General features: G+C 67.2%; 23 protein-coding genes. 8 read left to right on the forward strand and 15 right to left on the reverse strand.

Translation table 11 applies throughout. The features are described 5' to 3' along the window. Positions 1-149: 149 nt before the first annotated feature. Together AB4Y68_RS10675 and AB4Y68_RS10680 are read right to left on the reverse strand one after the other, a co-directional pair. Positions 150-578 carry a CBS domain-containing protein gene (locus tag AB4Y68_RS10675; protein WP_441455629.1) on the reverse strand — a complete coding sequence of 143 codons (429 nt, stop codon included), beginning with the start codon at positions 576-578 and terminating at the stop codon, positions 150-152. 66 nt (positions 579-644) lie between these two features. Beyond that, on the reverse strand, positions 645-1,313 hold the full coding sequence (locus tag AB4Y68_RS10680) for a rhomboid family intramembrane serine protease (RefSeq protein ID WP_441455630.1): 669 nt from the start codon (positions 1,311-1,313) through the stop codon (positions 645-647). A gap of 110 nt (positions 1,314-1,423) precedes the next feature. Here AB4Y68_RS10680 and hfaA point away from each other — a divergent pair, with 110 nt between their 5' ends. From hfaA to AB4Y68_RS10700, 4 genes are all read left to right on the forward strand, one after another. Then, positions 1,424-1,858, forward strand: a complete 435-nt coding sequence (gene hfaA, locus AB4Y68_RS10685; protein WP_441455632.1) for a holdfast anchoring protein HfaA — start codon at positions 1,424-1,426, stop codon at positions 1,856-1,858. After that, positions 1,858-2,877, forward strand: coding sequence for a holdfast anchoring protein HfaB (gene hfaB / locus AB4Y68_RS10690; protein ID WP_441455634.1), 1,020 nt, complete (start codon positions 1,858-1,860; stop codon positions 2,875-2,877). The genes hfaA and hfaB overlap by 1 nt, the downstream gene beginning before the upstream one ends. Next, complete coding sequence (gene hfaD, locus AB4Y68_RS10695; protein ID WP_441455635.1) at positions 2,804-4,063, forward strand: holdfast anchor protein HfaD; 1,260 nt, start codon at positions 2,804-2,806, stop codon at positions 4,061-4,063. Before hfaB ends, hfaD begins: the two co-directional genes overlap by 74 nt. 139 nt (positions 4,064-4,202) lie before the next feature. Then, a complete protein-coding gene (locus AB4Y68_RS10700; protein ID WP_441455636.1) occupies positions 4,203-7,085 on the forward strand; it encodes a M16 family metallopeptidase in 2,883 nt (960 codons plus the stop codon). A gap of 129 nt (positions 7,086-7,214) precedes the next feature. On the opposite strand, the gene AB4Y68_RS10705 is transcribed toward AB4Y68_RS10700, so the two are convergent. Further along, positions 7,215-7,862: a hypothetical protein gene (locus AB4Y68_RS10705; protein WP_441455637.1), complete on the reverse strand. Its 648-nt coding sequence runs from the start codon at positions 7,860-7,862 to the stop codon at positions 7,215-7,217. A gap of 361 nt (positions 7,863-8,223) precedes the next feature. Continuing rightward, on the reverse strand, positions 8,224-8,754 hold the full coding sequence (locus AB4Y68_RS10710) for a gamma carbonic anhydrase family protein (RefSeq protein WP_441455639.1): 531 nt from the start codon (positions 8,752-8,754) through the stop codon (positions 8,224-8,226). Between the two features lie 302 nt (positions 8,755-9,056). On the opposite strand from AB4Y68_RS10710, the gene AB4Y68_RS10715 reads away from it, so the two are divergent. Further along, positions 9,057-9,833, forward strand: a complete 777-nt coding sequence (locus AB4Y68_RS10715; RefSeq protein ID WP_441455859.1) for a PhoH family protein — start codon at positions 9,057-9,059, stop codon at positions 9,831-9,833. 61 nt (positions 9,834-9,894) lie between these two features. Here AB4Y68_RS10715 and AB4Y68_RS10720 read toward each other — a convergent pair whose 3' ends face one another. The 6 genes from AB4Y68_RS10720 to AB4Y68_RS10745 all read right to left on the reverse strand — a co-directional run bounded on the left by AB4Y68_RS10720 (position 9,895) and on the right by AB4Y68_RS10745 (position 16,555). Next, the gene (locus AB4Y68_RS10720) at positions 9,895-11,133 is read right to left on the reverse strand and encodes a cation:proton antiporter domain-containing protein (protein ID WP_441455641.1); all 1,239 of its coding nucleotides are present in this window, start codon (positions 11,131-11,133) and stop codon (positions 9,895-9,897) included. 1,004 nt (positions 11,134-12,137) lie between these two features. Next, positions 12,138-14,048, reverse strand: coding sequence for a 1-deoxy-D-xylulose-5-phosphate synthase (gene dxs, locus AB4Y68_RS10725; protein WP_441455643.1), 1,911 nt, complete (start codon positions 14,046-14,048; stop codon positions 12,138-12,140). 71 nt (positions 14,049-14,119) lie between these two features. Beyond that, entirely contained in the window at positions 14,120-14,683 is a 564-nt protein-coding gene (locus AB4Y68_RS10730) for a demethoxyubiquinone hydroxylase family protein (RefSeq protein ID WP_441455644.1), read from the reverse strand. A gap of 4 nt (positions 14,684-14,687) precedes the next feature. Continuing rightward, positions 14,688-15,560: a polyprenyl synthetase family protein gene (locus AB4Y68_RS10735; protein WP_441455860.1), complete on the reverse strand. Its 873-nt coding sequence runs from the start codon at positions 15,558-15,560 to the stop codon at positions 14,688-14,690. A 48-nt stretch (positions 15,561-15,608) separates the two neighbouring features. After that, the gene (locus AB4Y68_RS10740; RefSeq protein ID WP_441455645.1) at positions 15,609-15,866 is read right to left on the reverse strand and encodes an exodeoxyribonuclease VII small subunit; all 258 of its coding nucleotides are present in this window, start codon (positions 15,864-15,866) and stop codon (positions 15,609-15,611) included. Between the two features lie 50 nt (positions 15,867-15,916). Beyond that, on the reverse strand, positions 15,917-16,555 hold the full coding sequence (locus tag AB4Y68_RS10745) for a histidine phosphatase family protein (RefSeq protein WP_441455647.1): 639 nt from the start codon (positions 16,553-16,555) through the stop codon (positions 15,917-15,919). A gap of 211 nt (positions 16,556-16,766) precedes the next feature. Between AB4Y68_RS10745 and AB4Y68_RS10750 the strand changes: the two genes are divergently transcribed. From AB4Y68_RS10750 to AB4Y68_RS10760, 3 genes are read left to right on the forward strand one after another with little or no spacing between them, the layout of a single operon-like run. Then, entirely contained in the window at positions 16,767-17,294 is a 528-nt protein-coding gene (locus AB4Y68_RS10750) for a GNAT family N-acetyltransferase (RefSeq protein ID WP_441455648.1), read from the forward strand. 20 nt (positions 17,295-17,314) lie between these two features. After that, the gene (locus AB4Y68_RS10755) at positions 17,315-18,493 is read left to right on the forward strand and encodes a vWA domain-containing protein (RefSeq protein ID WP_441455649.1); all 1,179 of its coding nucleotides are present in this window, start codon (positions 17,315-17,317) and stop codon (positions 18,491-18,493) included. Between the two features lie 38 nt (positions 18,494-18,531). After that, complete coding sequence (locus AB4Y68_RS10760; RefSeq protein ID WP_441455650.1) at positions 18,532-19,038, forward strand: hypothetical protein; 507 nt, start codon at positions 18,532-18,534, stop codon at positions 19,036-19,038. Positions 19,039-19,094: 56 nt separating this feature from the next. On the opposite strand, the gene AB4Y68_RS10765 is transcribed toward AB4Y68_RS10760, so the two are convergent. The 5 genes from AB4Y68_RS10765 to AB4Y68_RS10785 all read right to left on the reverse strand — a co-directional run bounded on the left by AB4Y68_RS10765 (position 19,095) and on the right by AB4Y68_RS10785 (position 22,837). Next, complete coding sequence (locus tag AB4Y68_RS10765; protein ID WP_441455651.1) at positions 19,095-19,277, reverse strand: CsbD family protein; 183 nt, start codon at positions 19,275-19,277, stop codon at positions 19,095-19,097. 75 nt (positions 19,278-19,352) lie between these two features. Further along, a complete protein-coding gene (locus AB4Y68_RS10770; protein WP_441455653.1) occupies positions 19,353-19,799 on the reverse strand; it encodes an NUDIX domain-containing protein in 447 nt (148 codons plus the stop codon). Between the two features lie 40 nt (positions 19,800-19,839). Next, on the reverse strand, positions 19,840-20,871 hold the full coding sequence (locus AB4Y68_RS10775; protein WP_441455861.1) for a sensor histidine kinase: 1,032 nt from the start codon (positions 20,869-20,871) through the stop codon (positions 19,840-19,842). Positions 20,872-20,885: 14 nt separating this feature from the next. Continuing rightward, on the reverse strand, positions 20,886-21,308 hold the full coding sequence (locus tag AB4Y68_RS10780) for a response regulator (RefSeq protein ID WP_441455654.1): 423 nt from the start codon (positions 21,306-21,308) through the stop codon (positions 20,886-20,888). Next, positions 21,305-22,837, reverse strand: coding sequence for a sensor histidine kinase (locus tag AB4Y68_RS10785; RefSeq protein WP_441455656.1), 1,533 nt, complete (start codon positions 22,835-22,837; stop codon positions 21,305-21,307). The genes AB4Y68_RS10780 and AB4Y68_RS10785 overlap by 4 nt, the downstream gene beginning before the upstream one ends. Positions 22,838-22,856 lie beyond the last annotated feature (19 nt).

Below are 22,856 nucleotides of genomic sequence, written 5' to 3' on the forward strand. Positions count from 1 at the left end.
CCGGTCCGTTGCCGAACCCCGCGGGCCGCTCGTTGCAGAGCGAGGCGCGGATATACGGACCCGCCCCCGACTCCACAAGCCTTGAATGACGGAAATACGAAAAACCGAACGAACACGAATCGCCCGACAGCAGGCCCACGCCGCCGCCCTTACCCCGCCGCTATATAGGTGCGCAGGCTTTCGGCTTCGCGCGTCGCCTCGGCGATCTGGCATTTGACGACATCGCCGATGGAGACGACCCCGGCCAGGCGGCTGTCGCGCAAGACCGGCAGATGGCGCACGCGGCGGTCCGTCATGCGCGCCATCAGGACGGCAACGGTCTCCGCAGGCTCCGCGAAGATCACTTCGGTCGTCATATAGTGGGAAGCGGGACGCTTCAGCGCCTCGGCACCGTCCCGCGAGATAGCCTGGACGATGTCCCGTTCCGAGAGAACGCCGAGAACGGCGTCTCCGTCACAGACGATCAGGGCGCCGACCCGCTTGCGATGCAGTTCGGCGCACGCCTCGATCAGAAGCCTATCGGGCGACAGGGTGAAGACAGCCTCCCCCTTGCCCTTGAGAATCTCGGCGACCAGCATGGCGGCTCCTTCCCTTACGAATATGGGAGGCGACCGCGGACCGGCCGCTATAAGCCGCAGGATCGCTCAGACCCCGCCCGGAAGCAAATCCTCTCGCGGCCCGAACCAACGCCCCAAGGGGCCCATCGCCAGAATGCCGATCAGGAAACCGAATGCGTGCGCTTCCCAGGCGATGCTGGCCCCGGCCGCACCGGGCGCAAGGCCGATCAGCCCCACGACCAGATTGGCGACCATCCAGGCCGACGCCTGCTTCAGGACGCCAGGATGGAACAATGGAAGCACCCGTCCATGCCCGCCCATGAGGCGGGTCGCCGCGCCGATCAAGCCGAACACCGCCCCCGAGGCGCCGACCAGATTGCTCATGCTCCCCGGATGGCACAGCCCATAACCCAGGGCGCCCACGGCGCCGCTCACTATATAAAGGGCGATGAAGGCCAGCGGCCCCAAGCCCTTGGACAACAACCGGGCCACCGGCGTGCCGAACGCCAGGGCACCCACGGCGTTCATGGCCACATGGGGCCACCCACCATGCAGCAGCATGGAGGTGAACAGGCCCGTCCACCGCCCCTGCCACAGGTCAGCGGCCCGGAAGGCCATCGCCATACCATCGTCCGGCAGACGCTCCTGAAACCAGTAGAGCACGGGCATAGAGGCGGCGATCAGCACCGCCAGGAAGGGCGCGTTGAAGATCCGCTCGCGCTGGGGGTGGGTCGGTTCGTCGGCTGAACTCTGCATAGGCCTTGATGGACAAAGACCGGCGCAATCTCAAGTCGATCTTAAGACCCGCGTTCCAAACTGGCACGCGGGTTGCTTGGCGACCCGAAATCGCCCCTGCGGAGTCCTGCATGCCGTTTCAAAGACTGACCCTGACCGCCGCCGCCCTGGCCCTGCCCTTGCTGGCGGCCGGTGTTGCGTCCGCGCAGTCTACGGGCTCGGCCGGCGCCGCACAGTTCCAGGCCGGCTACGGCGCCTCGCGCTATACGACCGCCCAGGCCTCCAGCGGGTCGACCCGCGACGCCAACGGCAATCGGTTGATCGTCAACGGCATCATCCAGTCCGGCGCCAGCAGCTACGCCAGTTCCTCCGCCGGCGTCTCGAACGGCTTCGCCGGCGCGGGTTCGTCCAGCAGCGGGACGGCTATCGGCGGCGCGACCGCCATCGGCAACAGTCTGAACGTCGTGGTCCAGGGCAACCGCAACACGGTGATTATCAACTCCAATCAGACCAATACCGGCAATATCACGGCCGGGACCGCCCTGAACGGGACCCTGAACTTCTGATGGCCGCACATCGCTTCTCTCGCCCGCTGCGGGTCGCGGCCGTCGCGGTCGCCGCCGCCGGCGTCCTGGCCGGATGCGCCAGCACCAGCGCCGGTTCCTCGGGTCGCTATGCGACGCCGATCGGCAACGCGCCGGTGACGTCGAACCCGACGCCCTATTCGACCGCCCTCTATTGCCTGGCCGACTACGCCCGCCGCTATGATCTGCCTTCGCCGCGCATGGCTGTCGGTCGGATCAGCGACTACACGGGCTCGGTCTCCGCCGACGGCGGTCGCCAGATCACCCAGGGCGCGTCGCTGATGGCGAACACCGCCCTGGCCAAGGCCGGCGCGCGCATCGTCGAGCGCTACGACACCTCGGTGTCGGAGCTGGAGCTACGCTACGCCAACAACAAACTGATCAGCGACGACCAGCCCAACGGCGGGCCGCAGGACGCCGCCTACCGCCGAATCCTGGCCGGTCAGGTGCCGGGCTCAGACTTCTATGTCGTCGGCGGCATCACCGAGGTGAACTACAATATCCGCTCCGGCGGCTTCGACATCGCCGGCGGCGAGCTCCACGAGAAGGGGGGCTCGGGCATGCTGACCGGCAAGGTCTTCGTCATGAACGTAGCCATCGACCTGCGGCTGGTGCAGACCACCACGCTCGAAGTCGTCGATGTCGTCTCCTATCAGAAACAGATCGTCGGCCGCGAGATTTCGGCGGGCGTGTTCGACTTCCTGAACGGCAACGTTTTCGACATCTCAGCGGGAACCAGCGGCCTGGAGCCGGTGCAACTGGCGGTTCGCGCCCTGGTGGAGCGCGCGACGGTCGAGTTCATGGCCAACCTCTACGGCGCGCCCGGTCCCGAGGTCTGCCTCAGCCCCGCCAACGACCCCTTGGGCGACTCTGCCGTCGGCCCGACCGGCGGCTACTACCCCGCCTATGCCAATACGGACATGAACAATGGTCAGACTCGCGCCGATCCGTCTCGCTGGCATGATCGCCGCGACGGCGATGTGCGTCGCGGCCGCTACTGAGGTCGCGGCCCAGGATCGCGGTCTGGTCCTGAACAATCAACTGCAGCTCGGCGAGGTCGTCGCCGGGCAAACGCTGAACGTCGTCGATGTCAGCGATCAGGTGACCATGTCCGCCGCCGCCCACGGCAACAGCCTGATCGGCGGCGCGGACGGCCAGGACCTCGACGTCCGCACGTCACAGGACGCGCGCGACGACGTCTCGGCTTCGACCTCCCTGACCCTGGACGGCGACACCAGCGCCCGGGTAACCAGCGCCACCCAGGCGCGCGGCAACTATCTGGCGGGTACGGCGACGAACGCCCGGATGGCGATCGACGCGACGCAGACGGTCGGCGGCGACGTCACGGCCTCAACCGACATCACCGGAACCGACGCCCGACTGGTCGGTGGCGGGCAGATCGCCGCCGCCGCCTTCGGCAACGCCGTCGCCCTGACGGCCAGCGGCTTGAGCGGCGACCGCGCTTCTCTGACGGGAAGTATCGACCAGACGGTCACGGGCGAGGTCCGCGCGACCAATCAGGCCGCACCGCGTTTCGTGCGCGACCCGGCCGAGTTTTCCAGCCAGGCTGTCGCCAACACCGTCCAGGCCGCCACCGGTCCCTCCGCCAATCAGGAGTTGGAGGTCCGGCAGCATTCTTCGGGCGCCATGGTCGAGGCCGGCACAGGCGTCTGGGCCGGCAACGGCTGGAATCTGGCCGTGCGCGCCCACGCGGGCGGCAATCAGGCGACCTTCTACAATCAGGGCGGGTCGCTGATCCCGACCACGGCTCAGGATAACAGCGCCGATATCCGCGGCGCGGCCCAACTCAGCGCCTATGATTTCGGCAAGGCCACGGCCTCGGCCAGCGCCCTCGCCAACGAAGTGACCATCGGCAACAACGACATCTATGTCGACATCGACAACACCCAGATGAACACGGGCGGGGTCGAGGCGAGCGCCTCCTTTACCGGGCAAAGGGGCTACGACGCCTATGTGGGGGCCAACGCCGCAGGCAATTCGATCACTGGCTACGCCTGCGCCGAATGCGACGGCGATCTCAACGCCCGCAACGTCCAGACCAATGCGGGCAATGTCAGCGCCATCGCCACTACGACGATCAACGGATGGGGCCGCAACGTGGTCGCCGGGGCCAACGCGGTCGGCAATGCTGCGACATTTTACGTCACCCGAACGGGCGGAAATTAACATTCGGTAACTTGAGACAGTCAAGGACCTTTGTCACTCTGATCGAACGTGCATACGCCGTTGCACGCGACCATCGACGTGCAGGGCCGCAGTCAGTCCCGGGGGCAGCCTGATCGCACAGGGTTCGGAGTCTCACTGAATGCGATCGCCTCGCCACCTGCTGTTGCTTGCCGCCTCCAGTCTCGCCCTTCTAGGCGGCGCCGCCCTGCCCGCCGTCGCCCTGACGGCCCCCGCCGCCGTAGCCGCGCAGAACGCCCAGCCATCCAAGCCCTGGGCCCAGGTCGCCAGCGACATTCGGGCCGACCCGGCCGTGCGCTTCGGCGTCCTTCCGAACGGCATGCGCTACGCTATCATGAAGAACGCCACGCCTCCGGGACAGGCGTCGCTGCGTCTGCGGATCGACGCTGGTTCGCTGATGGAGAACGACGACCAGCTGGGGCTGGCCCACTTCATGGAGCATATGGCCTTCAACGGCACCACGAACGTGCCCGAGAACGAACTGCTGCGCATTCTTGAGCGTCTGGGCCTGGCCTTCGGCGCCGACACTAACGCCTTCACCAGCTTCGACCAGACCGCCTATACGCTGGAGCTGCCGCGCACCAACGACGAGACCGTCGACACCTCGCTGCGCATCATGCGCGAACAGGTGTCCGAGGCCCTGATGAACGCTGCCGACATCGACGCCGAGCGCGGCGTGATCGAGGGCGAGGAACGTCTGCGCAACACACCGGGCCTGCGCTCGCTCAAGGCCCAGATCGCCCTGCTCGCCCCGGGCCAGCGCCTGTCGAACCGTCTGCCGATCGGCGACCTCAGCATCATTCGCTCGGCCCCGCGTGAGCGTTTCGTCGAGTTCTACAACGCCTACTACCGCCCCTCGCGCGCGACGATGATCGCAGTCGGCGACTTCGACGTCGATCAGATGGAAGCCAAGATCCGCGCGACCTTCTCCGACTGGCGCCCCAAGGCCGCCGACGGCCCGAATCCCGATCTGGGCAAGGTCGTCCCGCGCTCGGCCGAGACCCGCATCCTGGTCGAGCCGGGTGTTCAGTCCTCGATCCAGCTCAACTGGATCCGCAATCCCGACCTGGACCCCGACACCGTCGCCGAACGCCGCGACACCTTCATCCAGAGCCTGGGTCTCGCCGTTCTGAACCGCCGCCTCGGGGAAATCGCGCGCGGCGACAATCCGCCCTTCATCACCGCCAGCGCCGGCAAGGGCAGCCTGTTCGACACGGTCGACCTCGGCAGCGTCTCGGCCAACTTCAATCCGGGCGGCCTGAATCGTGCTCTCGAGACCATCGAACAGGAGCAACGTCGTCTGGTGCAGTTTGGCGTGACCCAGGCCGAACTGGATCGCGAAATCGCCAACACCCGCACCGCGCTTGAAAACGCCGTCCAGGCGGCCGCCACGCGCAGCACCCCGGCCTTGGCCAACGGCCTGCTGGCGGCGGCCAACGATGATCGGGTCTTCGCCTCGCCCGCCACCAACCTGGCCCAGTTCGAGGCCGTGGTGAAGGATCTGAAGGCTGAACAGGTCAACACGGCTGTGAAGGCCGTGTTCGAAGGCTACGGCCCGCTGGCCCTGGTTGTCACCCCTGAGGCGATCGACGGCGGCGAGGCCGGCGTCACCGCCGCGCTGCAAGCCAGCCGCGCCGTCGCCGTCACGGCGCCCGCCGTCCAGGCCGAGCTGCAATGGCCCTATGCCGACTTCGGCGCCCCCGCCGCGCCCAGCAGCCGGACCGAAGTGGCCGCTGTCGGCGCCACGGTCGTGACCTTCCCCAACGGCGTCCGCCTGACGGTCAAGCCGACGGACTTCAAGGATCAGCAGATCCTGATCTCGGTCCGCACCGGCATCGGCGACGAAAGCCTGCCGACCGACCGCATCACGTCCCAGATGCTGGCCCCGCTGGTCTTCACGCGTGGCGGCCTGGGCAAGCTGACGGCGGACGAACTCAGCCGCGTCCTGACCGGCAAGATCTATAGCGCTGGTTTCGCCATCGACGACGACGCCTATCAGCTGTCGGGGGCGACCCGTCCGGCCGATCTGCAACTGCAAATGCAGGTGCTGACCGCCTATCTGACCGACCCCGGCCTGCGCGCCGCGCCGTTCGAGCAGATCAAGGCCTTCTTCCCGCAGATCCTGACCCAGCAACTCGCCACGCCGGGCGGCGCCTTCGGCATTCAGGCGGCCGGCCTGCTGGCCAGCGGCGACAAGCGCGAAGCCGTGCCTTCTCCGACCGAAATCGCCGCCTTCACCCTGGACGAGATGAAGCAGGGCGTGATTCAGGGCATGGCGTCGGGCCCGATCGACATCGTCATGGTCGGCGACGTGAAGATCAATGACGCAATCGCGGCGGTAGCCTCCACCTTCGCCGCCCTGCCGACGCGAGCCCCGGCGGCCCAGCCCCTACCCGGTTCGGACCTGCGCCGCTTCCCCGCGCCGACCGCCCAGCCCGTGCGCCTGACCCATACGGGTCCGGCCGAACAGGGCCTGGCCTACATCGCCTGGCCGACCACCGACGCCGTCGATGACCGCACCGAAGCCCGCAAGGTCAGCATCCTGGCCGAGGTCTTCAAACTGCGCGTGCTGGACGAAATCCGCGAGAAGCAGGCCCTGGCCTATTCGCCGCGCGTCTCGTCCTCCTCATCGGACGTCTACAAGGGCTACGGCTCCATCTCGGTCATGGCCGAGACGGCGGCGGACAAGATCCCGGCCTTCTACGCCGCTGTCGACGCCATCACCGCCTCCCTGCGCGACACGCCCATCACGCAAGACGAACTGAACCGTGCCCGCCTGCCGGTGATCGAGGCCCTGCGCCGCAGCCAGGCCGGCAACGAATACTGGCTCGGTCAGTTGGAGGACCTGGCGGCCAAACCGGCCTCGGTGGAGCAGATCCAGACGCATATCAGCGACCTGGAATCCTTCACCGCCGCCGACATCCAGGCCGCCGCGCGCCAGTACCTGAAGTCGAGCACGGCGTGGAAGGCCGAGGTCGTCTCGGTCAACGCCCCGGCCAAGTAGGGGTCCGCGACGCTGACGAAAAAGGGGCCCCGATCCAGCGGATCGGGGCCCTAGTCTTTTGGCCTATCGACGGAGAGCCGATGACCGAACCTTATGCCGGCCTAGCTGTCGCCAGGCTGAACGGCATGTTCAGAACACCCGGCCGCCGACACCGCCATCCAGCATGATGACCGCGCCCGAGGCCACGGCCCCGGCGGTCTCGACCATCTCCTCACGGTATTCGGTGTAGGATTCCTCGCGGATCATGGTCAGCACCTTCACGCCCGCGCCATAGCGGCGCAGCAGCGAACGCTCGTTGCAGTCGCGTTCCTGCTTCTCGGGACGGCATTCCAGCATCCCACCGCGGCCGTACCAGAGGGCCTCGCGCTTGTTGCAGTTCAGGGTCTCGCCCGGACCGCCCATCTCGTCGCCGATGGTCCACTGCAGCTTGGTCCCGGCCATGCAGCGAAACAGTTCGCCTTCATAGTCCATGGCCACGTCGCGGCCCGGTCGGACCTGCGAGGCCGGGTGCGGCACGGCGCGGTCGTCGATGCACAGAGCCTGGATGAGCACGCGCTTCTCCATCCGGCGCGAGGCGGTGTAGGGGACCCGCACCATCTGCATGGTCGAGCCCTCGACAGTCAGGCCCTGGATCGTGGTGGGATAGGGCTGATCGACGTTGAAATAGGCCCCGCCGCCCCCGCCGACGATCACCGTCGCGCCGCTGCGCGACCCGGCGAAGGCGCGCGCCGAAGCGCTGGCGTTCGCGCTGGCGTTCGCGTTCACATTGACGTTCACGTTGACGCCCCAGCCTGGCGGGTCGAAGGGCGGGTCCGCGGGTGGTCTGCACCCCCCGCCACACGGGGGGCTCGGGGGCGGAGGCGGAGGCGGGGGCTGGCACGTTCCCCCGCACTGGGCTGCGGCCGTGTCGGCGATCGCCATCAGGCCGACAAAGGCCCCGGCCGCCGCCAGCAAAGTCTTGATCCGCACCCGCATGGGCTGGACTCCTGCATTGATCTTCGCGCCGTCCCTGCAAGTCGCGGGCCGGTCCCATGCACGATGAAGGCGCAAAAGCCTTGCGTTTCCGTTGTCCGTGGGGCGGCAGGCGGAACGCAGGCTGTGCCATCCTGACGCGCCCGCCCCATTCGCGCCGACTGCCTCAGGCGAGCAGGCGCAAATCCTCGGCATAACGCCGCCAGTTGTGGACATAGTGCTGGGCCGAGACCCGCAGCGCCTCGATCTGTCCCTCGTCCAGCTCCCGGACCACCTTGCCCGGCTGACCCATGACCAGACTGTTGTCGGGAATGACCTTGCCCTCGGTGATCAGGGCGTTGGCGCCGATCAGACAATTCTTCCCGATGCGCGCGCCGTTCAGGATCACCGCCCCGATCCCGACCAGGCTGTTGTCGCCTATTTCACAGCCGTGCAGCATCGCCTTGTGTCCCACGGTCACGCCCTTGCCGATCGTCAGCGGCGCGCCGACGTCGGTGTGCAGGATGCTGCCGTCCTGAATATTACTGTCCCGCCCGATGACGATAGGGTCGTTGTCGCCACGCAGCACCGCATTGAACCAGATGCTGGCGCCAGGATGCAGAATCACGCTCCCTAGGACTGTTGCACTTGGCGCGATCCAGTATTCGCCCACTGGCGGAAGCTGCGGCCTGCTGTCGCCAAGACTGTAAACACTCATCCGAACACCGCCTATGTTTCAGAAAATGAAGGCTTTAAGCCTTCATAAACTACGTTAGCATCAGTCTGTTGATGCGATTCGAGGTCGCCATTTCGGCCCCGGATCCGAAGCCGGATCAAGCCCGGTCCGGTCAGATACTGGAGAATGCGCGTGGCGTGTTCGCGACCAGTCCCGGGACGGCGACGCCTCTGCTGCGGCGACGACCCCGCGACCGATCCGACCGGCCGCCGCACGATTCCGGCCCGTTCCTCCCCCACCGTCGTTCGAGGCGAGTCCCTGTCGGGCTCGCCTTTTTTCATGCCCTGGAGGCGTTCATGACGAAGCGTTCGGCCATCAAGCATCAAGTTCGTGAAGGCGTGCTGGATTCGCGAGAGTTCCTGCAGGACGCCAAGGTCCGGCGATTGCCGCCCCGCAACGGATGGTCGCCCCACCCCTCCAACGACGACCGCGACCAGGCCTACCTCAAGACGCTGAAACCGAAGTCGGACGGCCAGGCCGAACTGATGGACGCCGTCGACGCCCACAATCTGGTGCTGGCGCTGGGTCCCGCAGGCACCGGCAAGACCTACCTCGCCGTCGCCAAGGCGGTCGAGGCGCTGGAGGCCGGCAAGGTCGGCCGCATCGTCCTGTCGCGGCCCGCCGTCGAGGCTGGGGAATCCATCGGCTTCCTGCCCGGCGACATGGAGGACAAGCTGGCTCCCTATCTTCGCCCCCTCTACGACGCCCTGTCGGACCGTCTCAGCATGAAACGGGTCAAGGCGCTGATGGCCGAGGGTCTGATCGAGATCGCCCCCATCGGCTATATGCGCGGCCGCACGCTGAACAACGCCTTCATCGTCGTCGACGAGGCGCAGAACTGCACCTACGTCCAGTTGAAGATGCTGCTGACCCGGCTGGGCTGGCACTCGACCATGGTCGTGACCGGCGATCCGCAGCAGTCCGACCTTCTGCCGGGCATTTCGGGCCTGTCGGACATAGCGGAGCGGCTGGAGGCGGTGCCCGGCATCGCCGTGGTTCGCCTGGCCGAGCGCGACATCGTGCGCCACCCCCTGGTCGCGAGCATGATCGGCGTCCTGTAAGCCCCGATCAGGACGCGGATGCGCAAGAGGCCCGGCGAGCGATCACCGGGCCTCTTTTTCATCACATCACGTCGGCCAGGGCCGCCTTGGGCTCGACCTCCGGCTTCTTGCCCGGCGGCGGCATGCGCGCGCCCATCCGGTCGATCAGGGCGAAGACGAACGGGTTCAGCGAGATCGACAGCAGGGCTGCGGCCAGGATCAGGTCGTGGGTCTCGCGGCTCATGGCGCCCAGTTGCATCGAGATGGCGGCCAGAATGAACGAGAACTCCCCGATCTGGGCCAGACTGGCGGCGACCGTCAGACTGGTCGCCCGGTCCAGCTTGAAAGCCGTCGTGATGACCAGCGCCGCCAGGGATTTACCGATGATGACGATGCCCAGAACGCCCAGCACCGCCAGCGGCTCGCGGACCAGAATGGTCGGATCGAACAACATCCCGACCGAAACGAAGAACAGCACGGCGAAGGCGTCGCGCAGCGGCAGAGACCGTTCGGCGGCGTTGTGGCCCAGCGGCGAGCTGTTCAGCACCAACCCGGCCAGGAAGGCGCCCAGCGCAAACGAGTGGAACAGAGCATAGGCGACCCAGGCGATCCCCAGCGCAATGGCCAGCACCCCCAGGGTGAACAATTCCCGCGACTTGGTGTGCGCGATCCGGACCAGCACCCAGGGCAGCGCCTTGGCGCCCACGACCAGCATGACGCCGACAAAGCCCGCGACCTTGATCAGCGTCCATCCGATGGACTTGGCCAGTGCGACCCCGCTCAGCGTTTCGCCAGGCGCGATGATGAGCAGCGGGAGCAGAACCAGGGCGATCACGATCACCAGATCCTCGACGATCAGCCAGCCCATGCCGATACGGCCGGCGTTGGTCTTCAGCTGTTTGCGCTCTTCCAGCGCGCGCAGCAGCACCACGGTCGAGGCCGTCGCCAGGGCGAAGCCCAACAGCGCCGCTTCAACGTCGCCAAGGCCGAGCACGAAACGGCCGAGGCCCCAGCCCAGGATGGTGGCGGCCGCGATCTGGACGATGGCGCCGGGAATGGCGACCTTGCGGACCTGCATCAGGTCCTTGGGCGAGAAATGCAGCCCGACCCCAAACATCAGCAAGATGACGCCGACCTCGGCCAATTGCGGCGCCAGTTCGGTGTCGGCAACAAAGCCGCCCGTGAAAGGCCCGACGACGACCCCGGCCACCAGATAGCCGACCAGAGGCGACAGCTTCAGCCGATTGGCCAACATGCCGAACACGAAGGCGAGGACGAAGCCTCCGACCAGGGTGATAATCAGGCTGTCGGCATGCGGCATCGGCGCTCCTGCGTCGGGCGAAAGGTTCTTATGGGGCTGGAAGCCGTTATCTGGGGGCACAGGGCCGCCACCGCAAGGCTTACGCCCTAGTTTTACCGGGATGAAACCGATTTGGAACCGTCAAAGTTGCCTGCGCGACGACGAGTCGCGCCGCCTCGTGCTGGCACGGGCGGTGGAGGGCTGGGCGGGGCGCCGGGCCTTCGCCCGGAGAGGATGTAGTTTTACCGTTTCGACGAAGGCCGACGCCCCGCGCGAAGAGTTGGACATGAGCTCGGGGCAGGCGCCGCTGTTAGCGGCTACCCCCGGCGCCCATGACGGGCAGGCCGCGCGACGACGCGGTCCTGGAACGGTCCGAGTAACCCCCTCGACCCTGACCGGAGCCTCTATGGCGGACGGGTCGAACGCCCCGTCGCTAGGCCCCAGCGGCGTCATGTCTTGATGCTGTGGCCTATCGCGCTTGCGCGCTACTTGAGGCCACGGAACGACGGTAGAGGCGCTCGCCTCGTTCCCCCGCCCGCGAAACATCCTGAACCGCCCGCCTGATCCATCGCCGCCCTCCGCTGGGTGCTCCCTTGCCCGGTGCGCGCGACGAGAGGCTGACGGTCCGACAAGACCCCCGTTCTCTCCGCTCCCGCCGCCGCTTCGGTTCGCCGGCCAAGCGAGCCCTCCCTTGCGACGGGACAGGGAAAGCATGGCGCAGGTTGGGGGTGAGGCGAGGTGATGGGGGCGGATGAGGCGTAATCCCGGCGGTTTTCAGGGATTGGAGGGCCTGATTGTGAAGGCCGTCTCTTTTCTCCGCTCATCCCGGCGGACGCCGGGATCCAGTGAGTGCTCCGCCCGCGGCGTTTGCAGCCAAAGGGCTGCGTCGAGTGGCCGAGCGGAGCGAGGTCGGATGAGGGGCTGCGCGACAGCGGATGAAGCGTGCGGATTTCGAGGTCAGCGAGACCCCTCATCCGTCAGCCTTCGGCTGCCACCTTCTCCCGCAAGGGGAGAAGGAAATCGGGTTACGCCCACACCGCCCGGCTGGCGTCGACGCCCAGGGCCGACAGGGCGGTCGCCGCGATGTGGTCGGCGTCGAGGCCGGCCTGGGCGTACATGATCTCGGGCCTGTCCTGGTCCTGGAAGACGTCGGGCAGGGTCAGGGTGCGGATCTTGAGGCCGGCGTCCAGCGCGCCCTTTTCGGCCAGCAGTTGCAGGACGAAGGCGCCGAAGCCGCCCATGGCGCCCTCTTCCACCGTGATCAGGCACTCATGCTCGCGCGCCAGACGCAGGATCATGTCGGCGTCCAGCGGCTTGGCGAAGCGGGCGTCGCCCACGGTGGCCGAGACGCCGCGCGCGGCCAGCAGGTCGGCGGCCTTGAGCGATTCCTGCAGGCGGGTGCCCAGCGACAGGATGGCGACGGACGTGCCTTCGCGGACGATGCGGCCCTTGCCGATCTCCAGCGGGGCGGCCAGTTCGGGAATCTCGACGCCGACGCCGTCGCCGCGCGGATAGCGGAAGGCCGAGGGGCGGTCGTCGATGGCCAGGGAGGTCGAAATCATGGCGGCCAGTTCCGCCTCGTCGGCGGCGGCCATCAGCACCATGCCGGGCAGAGCCCCCATGAAACCGATGTCGAAGCTGCCGGCGTGGGTCGCGCCGTCGGCGCCGACCAGACCGGCCCGGTCCATGGCGAAGCGCACCGGCAGGGACTGGATGGCCACGTCGTGGACGACCTGGTCATAGCCGCGCTGCAGGAAGGTCGAATAGATGGCGCAGACCGGCTTCATCCCGTCAGCGGCCAGACCGGCGGCGAAGGTGACGGCGTGCTGCTCGGCGATGCCGACGTCGAACGTCCGATCCGGGAAGACCTGACCGAACAGGTCCAGCCCCGTGCCGGTCGGCATGGCGGCGGTGATGGCCACGATCGAGGGGTCGATGCGGGCGTGCTTGATCAGCTCGGTTCCGAAGACCTTGGTGTAGCTGGGGGCGTTGGAGACGGCCTTGGCCTGCTTGCCCGAGACGACGTCGAACTTGACCACGCCATGATATTTGTCGGCGCTGTCCTCGGCCGGGGCGTAGCCCTTGCCCTTTTGCGTCACGACGTGGACCAGCACCGGACGATCGGTGATGGCGGCGGCGTTTTTCAGGATGGGGACCAGGTTCTCCATGTCGTGACCGTCGATCGGCCCGATGTAGTAGAAGCCCAGCTCCTCGAAGAAGGTGCCACCCACGATCATGCCGCGGGCGTATTCCTCGGCCTTGCGCGCCGCGTCGCGGAAGGGGCGCGGCATGTGGTCGACGAACTTCTTCCCGACCTTGCGGATGTTCTGATAGGCGCCGCCCGAGACCTGTTTGGCCAGATAGGCGCTCATGCCGCCGACCGGCGGGGCGATCGACATGTCGTTGTCGTTCAGCACCACCATCAGCTGGCCGTTGGTGGCCTCGGCGGCGTTGTTCATCGCCTCATAGGCCATGCCCGCCGACATGGAGCCGTCGCCGATGACGGCCACGACGCGGTTCTTCTCGCCCTTGGCGTCGCGGGCGGCGGCGAAGCCGAGCGCCGCGCTGATCGAGGTCGAGGCGTGGGCCGCGCCGAAGGGGTCGTATTCGCTCTCGGAGCGCTTGGTAAAGCCCGACAGGCCGCCGGCCTGACGCAGGGTGCGGATGCGGTCGCGGCGCCCGGTCAGAATCTTGTGCGGATAGCACTGATGGCCGACGTCCCAGATCAGGATGTCCTTGGGCGTCTCGAACACATGGTGCAGGGCGACCGTCAGCTCGACCACGCCGAGCGCCGATCCCAGATGGCCGCCGGTGACCGAAACCGCGTCGATGGTTTCAGCCCGCACGTCGTCGGCCAACTGTTTCAGCCGCGCGATATCGAACCCGCGCATATCGGCAGGAACAGTGACGGTGTCGAGAACGGGAGTATCAGGCATCAGAGACATCTAGTCCGGGATCGGCATTCAAGCGAGTGTCCATGTCGTCGCCATGGGCATGTGGCAAGTTGTTAAACGGCGGCGTCGGGAGCCAGTTGCCGGGCAAGGCGCGTTGAATCGCCTCGCGTGGACAGCCAAATCAAGGCTTCGGTCGCATGGCTGATGGTGCTTTCGAGCCACGCGAAGCCATGGCCGCTGCGATGAGTAGCCGCATAGCGGATGTGCTCCTGCTCCTCGATCTGGATGCCTTCAATGGTGCTGCAAAGCTCTTCATCTCGCGATGAGGACCACCGAATCTGGTCATCGAGATGTCGATGAACTGTTCGCTCAACTGCCTCGGTGCAGGCCAGGATCGCTTCGCGACCGAGGACGCCCGAGATCAGGCCCAGCCCTGCGCCGCCAACCGCCCATATCCACATCATTCGGCAGGGTTTGCCCTGACGTGAAGGCATCAGGCTGCGAAATCGCGCCCGATGACTGCGCTCGTGAACCAGAGCTTCGTTCAGAAACGGCAGAAGATCGGGCGCTCTAAGCCGCGCCGCCGCGATCTGGGCGCTGTAGATGCAGATGGCGCCGTGTTCGCCGCCGTGATTGACCCGGAGGATACGCGCCGCAATCGACGTGTTCCACGTCATGCCGTCAGGACCTGCGCTTGAGCACAAAGTCCACGCTGGCCTTGAGGATTTCTGCGTCGTGGCCGAACGGATCCAGGTGGGAGCGGGCCTGATCGGCCAGGTGCGCGACCCTGTGCCGCGCCGCATCGACGCCCAGCAGGGTGACGAAATTGGTCTTGCCGAGGGCGGCGTCCTTGCCGCCGGCGGCCTTGCCCAGTTCGGCGGCATCGCCTTCCACGTCCAGCAGGTCGTCGACGATCTGATAGGCCAGGCCGATGTCGTGGGCGAAGCTGATCAGGGCGTGACGGGCGGAATCGCTGGCGTTGGCGATGATCAGCGGAATCTCGAAGGCGTAGGCGAACAGGGCGCCGGTCTTGAGCCGCTGCATCCGGGCGACGCCGCCGAGGTCGTCGCGAACGCCCAGCAGGTCGATCATCTGGCCGCCGGCCATGCCGCGCGCGCCCGACGCAAAGGACAGACGCCGGGCCAGCTCGCAGCGGATGGCCGGGTCCTCGTGGGTGTCTTCGTCGAGGATGATGTCGAAGGCGGCGGTCTGCAGCGCGTCGCCGGCCAGGATGGCGGTCGCCTCGTCATAGGCGATGTGCAGGGTCGGACGCCCACGCCGCATGTCGTCGTCGTCCATGGCCGGCAGGTCGTCATGCACCAGGGAATAGGCGTGGACGCATTCCAGGGCGCAGGCGGCGCGCAGCACGGCCCGCTCGTCGACATTGAACAGCCGCCCCGCCTCGATGGCGAAGAAGGGCCGCAACCGCTTGCCGGGGCCGAGCGCGGCATAGCGCATGGCCTCGGTCAGACGGGATTCGGGGCCGTCGGCGCGCGGCAGCAGCTCGTCGAGGGCCACGGTGACCAGATCGGCGATCTCGGCCACCCGGTCGATGACGGCCTGTTCAGGGGAATTGGCGGCGAGCACAGTCACAGGCGTGCGTCAGCCGAACTCGGCCGGTTCGACGCCCTTGGCCTGACCATCGGCGCCGACCACGATCTTCTCGACCCGCAGTTGAGCGGCCTTGAGCCGGGCCTCGCAGTGGGCCTTCAGGCGCGCGCCCTCTTCGTACAGGGCGATGGATTCTTCCAGCGGGGCCTGCCCGGACTCCAGACGCGAGACGATGCCTTCCAGACGCGACAGGGCGTCCTCGAAGCTGAGATCGGCGGAAACGGCGGGGGAAACGGATGCGTCGGTCATGATGCGGGCAACCTAGAGACGCCCGCCCGGCGCATCAACGACGAAAGGGCTCAGCGCCGCTCGTAGCGACGTTGCGACCAGTATTTGAAGCCCTGGTTCTCGGCCAGACGCCAGCCGTGGGCCTTCAGCTTCTGGCCGACCATGTGGTTGAAATAGCCGTGAGCCAAAACCAGGACGTCGTGGCCTTCGGACGCACGGGCGATCAGGATACGGGCGGCCTGATCGGCGCGAACCTCGGCCTCCGCGCGGGTCTCCTGGCCTTCGTGGTGATTGAAGACGTGCCACCAGAAGCGCGAGATCACGCCCCACAGGCGCGGCGACAGCTTGAGCCAGTTCGGCGCGGCCGGCGGCGGCAGGGGCGCCTCGATGAACAGGGCGTCGACCAGGACCTCGCGGTCGCGGGCCACGGCGCGGGCCGTTTCCTGGGCGCGCGGACGCGACGAGGCGTAGATGGCGCCCGCGCCCTCGGCGGCGGTCAGCAGGGTCTGGGGCGGCGTCTGGCCGGCGCGCAGGCCGCCGACCTCGTAGCGGCCCCACCAGTCGCGGTATTCGTCCGAGGTGATCAGACATTTGCGTGACAGGGCCGGTTCGCCGTGGCGCGCCAGAATGATCGCGCCAAACGCCGTCGCCGCCTGAAGGGCGCGACTCGCCTCTGAAGGCGTCGATGCGGCGGATTCGGTGTGAGTCATGAGTGCGGGAGAAGTCATAGCATGGGGAGCGGCCTGTGGAATCAAGGCTTTGGCGTCCCTCAATCTCCCCCGAATGCGGTTGACGGGGCAGGCGTTTCGTCGCCCCTTGGAAGACGGTGGTAGCCCCCGAGGCGCGCCCCTGCAACCACCAAGCGATGACAGCCTCGCGAGCGGCTCGACCGACGCGCCTTCCAGCGCTATGGCCGAAGCCATGACCGAACCCGCGATCCGCCCCGCCCGACCCGACGACGCCGCCGCCCTGGGCGTGCTCGGCCGCCAGACCTTCATCGACACCTTCGTCACGGGCTTCGGCATCCCCTACCCCGCCGACGACCTGGCCGCCTTCCTCGACAAGAGCTTCAGCGTCGAGACCATTCTGTCGAAACTGGCCGAGCCCGGCGCCGCCTGGTGGGTGGCCGACCGCGAGGGCGAGATCCTGGGCTTCGCCAATACCGGGCCGAACACCCTGCCCCATCCCGACGCCCGCGCCAGCCACGCCGAACTGCGCCGCCTCTACATCAGCCGTGACGCGCAAGGCCTGGGTCTGGGCACCCGACTTCTGAAGCTCGCCCTGGAGTGGATGGAGGCCAACACCGACGGCCCCCTGTGGATCGGCGTGTGGAGCGGCAACGAAAAGGCCCAGAAACTCTACGCCGCCTACGGCTTCGAGAAGGCCGGGGAATACGACTATCCGGTCGGCGCCTGGAACGACCACGAGTTCATCTTGCGGCGCGGCTGATCGCGGCCCAGTCTGATCCCATGCTGCTGCCCTTCTTCACCGCCCTGCGCGAAGCCCGTGTGCCGGTTTCGCTGAAGGAATGGCTCCATCTGATGGAGGCCATGGACAAGGACGTGGCGGGGCGGGAGGTCGAGGCCTTTTACCATCTGTCGCGGGCGGTGCTGGTCAAGGACGAGAAGCACTATGACCGGTTCGATCAGGTGTTCGCCAAGGTGTTCAAGGGGCTGGAGACGGTCGGCGCGGGCGAGGACCTGACCACCGACATTCCAGAGGAGTGGCTGCGGCTGCTGACCGAGAAGTTCCTGACCGACGAGGAAAAGGCCCAGATCGAGGCCCTCGGCGGCTTCGACAAGCTGATGGAGACGCTGAAACAGCGTCTGGACGAGCAGAAGGGCCGCCACGAGGGCGGCGATCGCTGGATCGGCACCGGCGGGACCAGCCCCTTCGGCCACGGCGGCTATAATCCCGAGGGCGTGCGCATCGGCGGGCCGGGCAAGCAGGGCCGCGCGGTCAAGGTCTGGGAGAAGCGCGAATACAGGAACCTGGACGACAGCGTCGAACTGGGCACCCGCAACATCAAGGTCGCCCTGCGTCGTCTGCGCCGCTTCGCCCGCGAAGGCGCGGCCGAAGAGCTGGACATGGACGGCACCATCGACGGCACGGCGCGTCAGGGCTGGCTGGACATCCGCATGCGGCCCGAGCGGCGCAACACGATCAAGGTCCTGCTGTTCCTCGACATCGGCGGCTCGATGGATGGGCATATCAAGCTGTGCGAGGAGCTGTTCTCCGCGGCCAAGACCGAGTTCAAGAACCTGGAGTTCTTCTACTTCCACAACTGCCTCTACGAAGGGGTGTGGAAGGACAACCGGCGGCGTCACAACGAGAAGATCCCGACCTGGGACGTGCTGAACAAATACCCCGGCGACTGGCGCGCCATCTTCGTCGGCGACGCCACGATGAGCCCCTACGAGATCACCATGCCCGGCGGCTCGGTCGAGCACTGGAACGAGGAGGCCGGCGCCGTCTGGCTGAAACGCGCCCGGCAGCAGTGGGACAAGTCGGTCTGGTTGAACCCCGTCACCGAACGCTATTGGAGCTACACCCAGTCGGTCGGCCTGATCCGCGAGGTCATGGACCAGCGGATGTATGCCCTGACGCTGGACGGACTGGACAAGGCCATGCGGGCGCTGACACGGTAGGCGCCTGATCCGGGAGGCCCAGCTTCGGGAGAGATGCGATGACGACGGTTCTGCTCTTCGCCTTCATGCTGCAACAGGCCGCGTCGCCCGGCGTGGTCTGGTCCGACGAACCGCCCGCCCCGGTCGAGGAGGTCGCCGTCGCGGCGCCGGTTCGCGCCCTGCCCGCCCTCGCCCTGGCCGATCCCTATGGCTGGGAGCGGTCGCAATGCAGCCCCTTCATCCGCAAGGACGAGCCACTGGCGCATTGCCAGGCACGGGTGCGGGTGGAACTGGCCGCCGCGATGGGCGACCGTCTGCCCGACGGCCTGCGCCCGTCCGCGGCACTGGAGAACTGCACCCCCGGCAAGGCGGCCAACGGCTACGCCATGCAGTGCGGGCCGCGACCCGTGGCGGCGCTCGGCGCGCCGACGCCGCTCGAAAAGGTCTGCGACAACCGCCCCCAGCGCACGGCCAGCGGCGCCATCGCCTTCAACAGTGAATGTCGCCCGGCGGCGGGCGAGGCGCGCGCACAGGACGGCTTGCGCATCCGTCTGGGCGGCGACTGACCCAGGCATGAAAAGGCCGCGTTCCCGCGGGAGCGGCGGCCCGATCGGTGCTGACTTTAGTGGCGGTCGCCCCGCAGGGTATCCTTGATCCCACCGACGGCGTTCTGGACCTTGCCGGTCACCTGATCGGCGCGGCCCTCGGCTTTCAGCTTCTCGTCGCCGGTCAGCTTGCCGGCGGCTTCCTTGATCTTGCCGCCCATATTCTTGGCGGCGCCTTCCATACGGTCACGATCGGGCATGATACGTCCCTGTACTGACGCCGCCAGAGTGACGACGCTTCGACAGAAACAACCGTTCGGCGTCGCGCCGGTTCCCTAAATTCGTGACCGCAGCCATTTGGCCACGGCCCAGGCGTGGGCCTCGTGGCGCAGGCGGGACACGGCTTCCAGCGGATCCAGCCAGACCAGTTCGTGGTCGTCCTCGCATTTGGTCCCGGCGTCGAAACCGGCCAGACGCACGGTCCAGAATCCCCCGGCGTTGTTGACCGCCGAGCCGTCGGTGCGAAGGAAATACTGCGCCGCCTCGGTCAGACGATCCTCGGGCTGGACGATCAGGCCGGTTTCCTCGGCGAACTCGCGGATCAGGGCCTGCTGCTCGCTTTCCTCGCCGTCGACGGCGCCGCCCGGCAAATCGAAATAGCAGCCCTCGCCCCGATCCACGCGCACGCAGGCCAGCTTGCCGTCCCGTTCGGCCAGACCAAAGGCGGCGGGGCGGTGGAGGTAGTCGAGACCCGGTCGGGCCGTTCCAAACTGAAGCTTCATGACGGCAGACTAACGCGCGGCGAAGCCGATGCGAAAGGGCCTAAAGATCGAAGACCAGCCGCGCCCGCACGCCGGGGTGGTCGGCGTCGAACTCGACCGCCGAGCGCAGGCCGCCAGCCATGGCTGAAACGATCTTGGCCCCAAGGCCGGTGCCCTTGGGGGCGCCGTCGCCCAGGCCCGGCCCGTCGTCCTCGACGGTCAGGACCGCCCGGCCCTCGGTTGCGCCTTCCAGCACCACGCGGATCTCGCCGTCCTCGCCTGGGGCATAGGCGTATTTGACGGCGTTGGTGACCAGTTCGGTGACGATGACGCCCAGCGACACCGCCTGATCTGTGGTCACCCGCATCGGCTCGGCGCGAAGGGTCAGGCGAGGCGAACCGTCGTCGGGACCGACCGACTTGCCCAGTTCCTCGACCAGGCCCGCCAGGTATTCGTCCATCGCCACCGTGGCCATGTCCGAAGAGGTGTAGAGGCGGCGATGGACCTGGGCGACCGCCTCGATCCGCACCTGGGCCTCGCGCAGGGCCGAACGGGCGCCTTCGTCCGCCAGCTGGCGCAGCTGCAGGGAGATGAAGCTGGACACCAGTTGCAGCGAATTGCCGACCCGGTGATTGACCTCGCGCAACATGGCCTCGGCGCGGTCGCGGGCCAGACGGACCTCTTCGTGAGCCTCGTCGTTCTCGCGTTCCAGACGGCGGCGCAGCAGGGCGTCCTCGATCGCGGAGCGCAGCAGGGCGGTGAAATCCTCGGACACGTCCTTAATGACGTAGTCGGCGGCGCCGGCGCGCAGGGCGGCCACGGCGATGCGCCCGTCCTGGGCGCCCGTGACATAGACCACCGGCGGCGGGCTCGGCAGGGCCAGGATGTCCGGCAGGACGTCCAGCCCCTCGCGGCCGGGCATGTAGTGGTCCAGGGCGCAGACGTCGAACTCGCCAGTCTGCAGCGCCGCATAGCCGGCGTCGGCGTCCGGCGCGCAGGTCACCTCATAGCCGTGTCGCCCCAACTCCTTCTGGACGAGCCGGGACAGGCCCCGGTCGTCGTCGATGTACAGCAGACGGATGGCGGCCCCCATGTGGATCACGCGGCTCAGATTTCCGGGGCCTGCATGACAGACAGGAACAGGCCCAACTGCTGGATGGCGCCGGCGAAGGCTTCATAGTCCACCGGCTTGGTGATGTAGACGTTGCAGCCCAGGTCGTAGCAGCGCTCGATCTCGACCTTGTCGTCGGTGGTGGTCAGGATCACCACCGGGGCGCGGCGCAGACGCTCGTCGGACTTCACCCGTTCCAGAATATCGGTGCCCGACATGTCCGGCAGGTTGAGGTCCAGCAGGATCAGCAGCGGCCCTTCGGCGCGCACCTCGTCGCTGAACAGATAGTCGAGCGCCGCCCCGCCCTCGGCGAAATGGACGATGTCGTTGGCGATATTGGCGCGCCGGATATTCTTCTCGATGAGCTTGGCGTGACCCAGGTCGTCCTCGACCATGACGATCTTCACGGAGTGGCTCATAGACGGTCTCCTGCATCCCCCGGCACGATCAATCGTGTGGGGAATTTCAAATGGAATGTCGAGCCTTGTCCCAGCTCGGACTCCAGTTCCATGACCCCGCCGAGGCGGCGCACGTTGTTGCGGACGAAGGCCAGGCCCAGGCCCTCGCCCGGCTGGTCCTGTTTCCCCGCGCGACGGAACAGTTCGAAGATACGCTCGTGGTCGCGCGCCGACACGCCGCGCCCGTTGTCAACGACGCGGTAGTGGACGCGGCCGTCGTCGGTCGTCTCGCCCTCGACCACGATGCGGACGGGGCGGCCGGGCTGCTGATATTTGACGGCGTTGTCGAGCAGGTTGCCGAAGATCTGCTCGATCGACAGCCGGTCGCTTTCCAGCACCGGCAAGTCGCGCACGACGATCTCGCCGCCGGACTCGATGGCCTGATGATGGACGCTGTCGGCGATGGCCTTGACCACGGCGGTCATCGGCAGAACCTCGGGAACCAGCGTCCGACGTCCCTCCCGCGATAGCTTGAGAATGGCGTTGATCAGCCGGTCCATCTTGGCGGTGGAGGCGCGGATGAAGCCGACGGCTTCCGGCACGTCCTCGCGCACGGCCCGGAGCGCCTCGGCCTCCACGGCCTCGGGGTGGGTCTTCTCCAGCGCCGTCAGCTGATGATCGAAGATCTTGCCGACCTGCTCCAGCTCGGAGGTGTAGCCCATGACGTTGACCAGGGGCGCGCGCAGGTCGTGGCTGACGATATAGGCGAAACGCTGGATCTCTTCGTTGGCGCGGGTCAGTTCGGCGGTGCGGTCGCGGACCTGGTTTTCCAGCCCGGCGTTGACCCGGTCCAGTTCCATATGCGCCGCCTCGATCTCCTCGACGTAACGCCGCACCAGCCAGACGCTGATGCCGGCCAGGATCAGGATCAGCAGGGCGGCCAGGGCGTTGACCGCCACCGTCACCTGAGAGGCGCGCTCGGATTGATTGGTGCGTTCGACCAGGCGCCGCGCCTCGACCTCGTCGATGGCGGTCAGTTCGACCCGCATCGCGTCCATCATGGACTTGCCCTGACCGCTGCGGATCAGGGACACGGCCTCGCCGATCCGCCCGGTGCGCGTCAGGTCGATGGTATGCTCCATCAGGGCGAGACGTTGTTCATACAGCGATCGCACCCGCCCAAGCCGGGGGGCCAGTTCGTCGTCCGCGCCGACCAGGGCCTCCAGCCGGCCCAACGCCGCGGGCAGAGCCGCGACCGCCTGATCGTGGACGCTCAGATAGTCAGGACGGGCGGTCAGCATGTAGCCGCGCTGCCCGGTCTCGGCATCGACCAGCAGACCGAGCATGTCCTTGGACGCCAGCCGCACCTGCTGTCCGTGGTCGACGGTGTCGTTATAGGCCGTCGTCCGCTGGATCATGACGAAGGTGGCGGCATTCACCGCCAGCAGCAGCAGGATGGCCAGCGCCAGCAGGGCGATGATGGAACGACTGAGGGTCGGCGTGCGCAGAAAGAGGCTGAAGCTGCGCAGGGCCGGCCGGATGCGATTCATGATTCGAGCATCCGCGACC

It is taken from the genome of Brevundimonas sp. 2YAF1 (genome assembly GCF_052114745.1).
Lineage (GTDB): Bacteria > Pseudomonadota > Alphaproteobacteria > Caulobacterales > Caulobacteraceae > Brevundimonas.

Coding starts and splice junctions, on each gene's coding strand:
- AB4Y68_RS10675 (WP_441455629.1), bottom strand. CDS start 578: ATGCTGGTCGCCGAGATTCTCAAGGGCAAGGGGGAGGCTGTCTTCACC.
- AB4Y68_RS10680 (WP_441455630.1), bottom strand. CDS start 1,313: ATGCAGAGTTCAGCCGACGAACCGACCCACCCCCAGCGCGAGCGGATC.
- hfaA (WP_441455632.1), top strand. CDS start 1,424: ATGCCGTTTCAAAGACTGACCCTGACCGCCGCCGCCCTGGCCCTGCCC.
- hfaB (WP_441455634.1), top strand. CDS start 1,858: ATGGCCGCACATCGCTTCTCTCGCCCGCTGCGGGTCGCGGCCGTCGCG.
- hfaD (WP_441455635.1), top strand. CDS start 2,804: ATGGTCAGACTCGCGCCGATCCGTCTCGCTGGCATGATCGCCGCGACG.
- AB4Y68_RS10700 (WP_441455636.1), top strand. CDS start 4,203: ATGCGATCGCCTCGCCACCTGCTGTTGCTTGCCGCCTCCAGTCTCGCC.
- AB4Y68_RS10710 (WP_441455639.1), bottom strand. CDS start 8,754: ATGAGTGTTTACAGTCTTGGCGACAGCAGGCCGCAGCTTCCGCCAGTG.
- AB4Y68_RS10720 (WP_441455641.1), bottom strand. CDS start 11,133: ATGCCGCATGCCGACAGCCTGATTATCACCCTGGTCGGAGGCTTCGTC.
- dxs (WP_441455643.1), bottom strand. CDS start 14,048: ATGCCTGATACTCCCGTTCTCGACACCGTCACTGTTCCTGCCGATATG.
- AB4Y68_RS10730 (WP_441455644.1), bottom strand. CDS start 14,683: ATGACGTGGAACACGTCGATTGCGGCGCGTATCCTCCGGGTCAATCAC.
- AB4Y68_RS10740 (WP_441455645.1), bottom strand. CDS start 15,866: ATGACCGACGCATCCGTTTCCCCCGCCGTTTCCGCCGATCTCAGCTTC.
- AB4Y68_RS10745 (WP_441455647.1), bottom strand. CDS start 16,555: ATGACTCACACCGAATCCGCCGCATCGACGCCTTCAGAGGCGAGTCGC.
- AB4Y68_RS10750 (WP_441455648.1), top strand. CDS start 16,767: ATGACCGAACCCGCGATCCGCCCCGCCCGACCCGACGACGCCGCCGCC.
- AB4Y68_RS10755 (WP_441455649.1), top strand. CDS start 17,315: ATGCTGCTGCCCTTCTTCACCGCCCTGCGCGAAGCCCGTGTGCCGGTT.
- AB4Y68_RS10760 (WP_441455650.1), top strand. CDS start 18,532: ATGACGACGGTTCTGCTCTTCGCCTTCATGCTGCAACAGGCCGCGTCG.
- AB4Y68_RS10765 (WP_441455651.1), bottom strand. CDS start 19,277: ATGCCCGATCGTGACCGTATGGAAGGCGCCGCCAAGAATATGGGCGGC.
- AB4Y68_RS10770 (WP_441455653.1), bottom strand. CDS start 19,799: ATGAAGCTTCAGTTTGGAACGGCCCGACCGGGTCTCGACTACCTCCAC.
- AB4Y68_RS10775 (WP_441455861.1), bottom strand. CDS start 20,871: ATGGGGGCCGCCATCCGTCTGCTGTACATCGACGACGACCGGGGCCTG.
- AB4Y68_RS10780 (WP_441455654.1), bottom strand. CDS start 21,308: ATGAGCCACTCCGTGAAGATCGTCATGGTCGAGGACGACCTGGGTCAC.
- AB4Y68_RS10785 (WP_441455656.1), bottom strand. CDS start 22,837: ATGAATCGCATCCGGCCGGCCCTGCGCAGCTTCAGCCTCTTTCTGCGC.